The 4,131-nt window shown below is 63.0% G+C and carries 3 protein-coding genes; 1 reads left to right on the top strand and 2 read right to left on the bottom strand.

The genetic code is table 11. The features are described from left to right. Positions 1-315: 315 nt before the first annotated feature. Entirely contained in the window at positions 316-2,778 is a 2,463-nt protein-coding gene (locus tag Q0938_RS18895) for a heavy metal translocating P-type ATPase (RefSeq protein ID WP_299365618.1), read from the bottom strand. Positions 2,779-2,937: 159 nt separating this feature from the next. Here Q0938_RS18895 and cueR point away from each other — a divergent pair, with 159 nt between their 5' ends. Continuing rightward, complete coding sequence (gene cueR, locus Q0938_RS18900; protein ID WP_299365620.1) at positions 2,938-3,339, top strand: Cu(I)-responsive transcriptional regulator; 402 nt, start codon at positions 2,938-2,940, stop codon at positions 3,337-3,339. A 170-nt stretch (positions 3,340-3,509) separates the two neighbouring features. Here cueR and Q0938_RS18905 read toward each other — a convergent pair. Continuing rightward, positions 3,510-4,131, bottom strand: a 622-nt coding sequence (locus Q0938_RS18905) for a hypothetical protein (protein ID WP_299365622.1), incomplete at its 5' end; no start/stop codon positions are given.

Below are 4,131 nucleotides of genomic sequence, written 5' to 3' on the forward strand. Positions count from 1 at the left end.
CCACAATGTCCACTATCAATGGTGGACACTATCCCGCACTCTCACACCGCGGCAGAGCGGTTAGACCGGACGGTTACACATGCTGCACCTCCTCGGGCTGCTTGGTCACCAACCTTGTGACGCATGACCTCCCCCCTGCTGACAAGCCGCGGAGCACTTATCGAACGGCTTCAATCATAGTGGTGTATCAGACACCCCCGCGCGGATTGCTCCGTCCTCCGAAACACAGCTCCTGACTGCACATTCTGCGCTGCGGCCAGTTGGCGGCAGCCTGCCTGCTTCCGCCGGTAGATTCGCTGGTGTCGCGGGATCGGTTCATACCTTGACTGCCCTGAGCCTGAGGGCGTTCAGCACCACCGAGATCGAGGACGCGCTCATTGCAAAGGCCGCGAACATCGGGCTGATGAGGATGCCGAAGAAGGGAAACAGCAGCCCTGCTGCAACTGGCACGCCAGCGGCATTATAGATCAGGGCGAAGAAGAGGTTCTGCCGGATGTTGCGCATCGTCGCCCGGCTGAGCCGACGGGCGCGGACAATGCCGTCAAGATTGCCCTTGACCAGCGTGATGCCGGCGCTTTCGATTGCCACATCGGCCCCGGTGCCCATGGCGATGCCGACATCGGCCTGCGCCAATGCAGGAGCGTCATTCACCCCGTCGCCGGCCATCGCGACCTTGCGCCCCTCAGCCTGCAATTCGCGGATGATGCGGGCCTTGTCTTCGGGCATCACATCGGCGCGGATCTCGTCGATACCGAGGCGTGCAGCTACTGCCTTGGCGGTGCGCTCGTTGTCACCCGTCGCCATGATGATCCGGAAGCCAAGCTCGTGCAGCGATCTCAGTGCCGCAGGTGTCGTTTCCTTGACCGGATCGGCAACCGAGACCATGCCGACGACCGCGCCATCGATGACCACGAACATCACCGTCTCACCGTGATCGCGGCGGGCATCGGCCGCAGCGATCAGCGGCCCCGCATCCAGCCCCATATCGCGCAGCAGCCGGATGTTGCCGAGCGCGACCGGCCGGCCATCGACCGTGCCGCGCACGCCCTGACCCGTTACGGCCTCGAAATCGCCAGCCTCCACCATCCCCACGCCGCGCTCTTCCGCACCGCGCACGATCGCCTCGGCCAAGGGGTGTTCCGAGCCACGTTCGAGCGACGCGGCAAGGCGCAGGATCTCGCTCTCGTCATGTCCCGGTTCGGGCAGCACCGCAACGAGCCGCGGCTTGCCCTCGGTCAGCGTTCCGGTCTTGTCCACGATCAGGGTGTCCACCTTCTCGAAACGCTCCAGCGCCTCGGCATTCTTGATCAATACGCCGGCCTGGGCACCCCGCCCTGTCGCGGTCATGATCGACATTGGTGTCGCAAGGCCAAGCGCACAGGGGCAAGCAATGATCAGCACCGCCACCGCCGCCACCAAGCCATAGGAGAGTGACGGTTCGGGCCCCCAGATGGCCCAAGCCACGAAGGACAGGATCGCGATCCCGATTACCGCCGGCACGAACAGGCCCGCGACCCGGTCGGCGTATTTCTGGATCGGCGCGCGCGAGCGTTGCGCGTTCGAGACCATCTCGACGATCTGACTCAGCATGGTATCGGCGCCGACGCGCGTGGCCTCGATCATCAAAGATCCGGTGCCGTTGATCGTGGCCCCGGTGACCGGATCACCGGATACCTTCTCGACCGGGACCGGTTCGCCCGAGATCATGCTTTCGTCCACGGACGAGCGGCCGTCGACAACCACGCCGTCCACTGGAACCTTGTCACCGGGCCGCACGCGCAGCCGATCACCCACCTGCACCTGCTCGAGCGGGACTTCTTCCTCGGTGCCGTCTGACCTGATCACCCGCGCGGTCTTTGCCGCCATGTCCAGCAGTGCCCTGATTGCGCGACCCGTACCCTCGCGGGCGCGCAACTCCATCACTTGGCCCAGCAGGACCAGCGTGACGATGACCGCCGCCGCTTCGAAATAGACCCCTACATGGCCCTCGGCATCCCGGAAGCCGTCGGGGAAGATCTGCGGCGCCAGCACGGCCACGACGCTGAATATCCAGGCGGCAATCACCCCCATGGAGATCAGGCTGAACATGTTCAGATTGCCGGTGCGGAACGAGTTCCAGCCCCGTACCAGGAAGGGCCAGCCGCACCACAGCACCACGGGCGTGCCGAGGATCATCTCGACCCACAGCGTGGCGCGCTCGCCGAAGATGTCGCGCACGCCACCAAATCCGATCAGCGGCCCCATGGTAAGGACCAGCAGCGGAAGGGTCAGCGCGGTACCCACCCAGAAACGGCGGGTGAAATCGACAAGCTCGGGATTGGGACCCTCGTCGGCTGCGGGCACGCCCTTCGGCTCCAGCGCCATGCCGCAGATCGGGCACGATCCTGGGCCGACCTGCTCGATTTGGGGATGCATCGGACAGGTGTAGATCGTCCCGGCCGGCACCGGCTTCGGAGCGGGCTTGCCGCCAAGATAGTCCTGCGGTGCGGCCTCGAACTTGCTCTTGCAGCGGCCCGAACAAAAGTAGTGCGTCTCGCCCGCGTGAGAGACGGTATGCTTCGCCGCCGAGCGGTCGACCTTCATGCCGCAGACCGGATCGGTCGCCTCGATGTATGCCTTCGGTTTCGCGACAAACTTCGCCCGACAACCATCCGAGCAGAAATGATAGGTGCGGCCGTCGTGTTCATGGCGCGGCTTGCCGACGGCTGGGTCAACAGTCATGCCGCAGACCGGATCCCGCACCAGCATTGTCTCTGTCGTGGCGGTGGACGCGTCCATCTGAAGTCTCCCGAATCAATCAGCACCTTTTTTAGTCCTTCCATCTACTGGAAGGTCAAGCCGGCGTTTTCCACCTTGTGACTTTCCGGCCATCTCTTGACCTTCCAGTTACTGGAGGCTTTATCTTCAGCCTTACCTGACCATCCAGGAGGAGCTGAGATGAACATCGGTGATGTCGCGAGCCAGAGCGGCCTGCCTGCGAAGACTATCCGCTATTACGAAGACATCGGCCTTATTCGTCCCAAACGGGACAGCAACGGCTACCGCGCGTTCGATACTACCGAACTCCACAAGCTGACGTTTCTGGCGCGGTCTCGGTCCCTCGGCTTCACCATCGAGGATTGCAGGGCGCTGCTCTCTCTTTACGAGGATCGCAGGCGGGCGAGCGCGGATGTGAAACTGCTTGCCGAGGAACACCTTGCTCGGATTGCCCGCAAGATCGCCGAACTGAAGGCGATGCACGTCACGTTGAGCGGCCTTGTCAACAAATGCCACGGGGATGATCGGCCTGACTGCCCGATCCTGGATGATCTGGGTCAGCTCGAGGAAATGCCGTCATGACTGCGTGACTTCCATCGATGCCTTGCCGCCCTGAATGACTTGGCAGCACCTACCATCATGCAGGCTCCGGGCTGATCCGGACGTAGTGCGAGCTATCGGCCACATCGGCCTATTGTCCGGTGCGGCCGGAGTGGAAGCCAGTCCACACCCCGATCGCGCGCAAACCAGCGTCACGAGACGCTCGTCTCCTGTTCGCTGCGGGGAGCGCCTGGATCTTGGGTCGTGTCTAAGGCATTGGGGGTTCTGCCATCGTTGCAGCGCGTTCTGGCGCTTGAGGCCTTGTCGAATACGTCCTGCATCTCGTGCAGACGCGCCGTTTCGACCTTATCGAGCGGACCGCTGGCTGTCATGACCCGCTCGATCACATTGCGCATCTCTGTGATGGCCGATGAATCGCTCCTCGCGAGCAGTTGCGGAAGTGCCGTGATTGCTGCGGCGGGGTCCAGCCGCATGATCTCGGTCTGACGACGAACGGCCCATTTGAAATCGGCTAGAGGTACGGAACTAGCGTCCGCACACCGCTCACAGCGCAGGTTGAAAATCACGTGGAAATTCCGTTCGTCCACTTGCTCGCGATCGCCACCTATATAGTGCAGCGCCCGGATGCCGGCCTCCAGCACTTCGCCTTTGGTGATTTCATTTCGCAACCGCTCCGCCTCGGCAGCCCGGAATGCCCGATGCTCAGGCGTATGGCCCGGATGTTGCCGCGGGGCTTGGCTCTGTTGCGCAAATCGCGTGTTGGCCGAGGTTCCCCTTTCCCCGGACAGACTTATCCCACGGCTTCCGTGACAG

This window comes from uncultured Paracoccus sp., from assembly GCF_947496875.1.
Taxonomy (GTDB): domain Bacteria; phylum Pseudomonadota; class Alphaproteobacteria; order Rhodobacterales; family Rhodobacteraceae; genus Paracoccus.

What these genes read in the sequence shown, in the direction of transcription:
- cueR (WP_299365620.1), top strand. Translation starts at nt 2,938, where the DNA reads ATGAACATCGGTGATGTCGCGAGCCAGAGCGGCCTGCCTGCGAAGACT.
- Q0938_RS18895 (WP_299365618.1), bottom strand. Translation starts at nt 2,778, where the DNA reads ATGGACGCGTCCACCGCCACGACAGAGACAATGCTGGTGCGGGATCCG.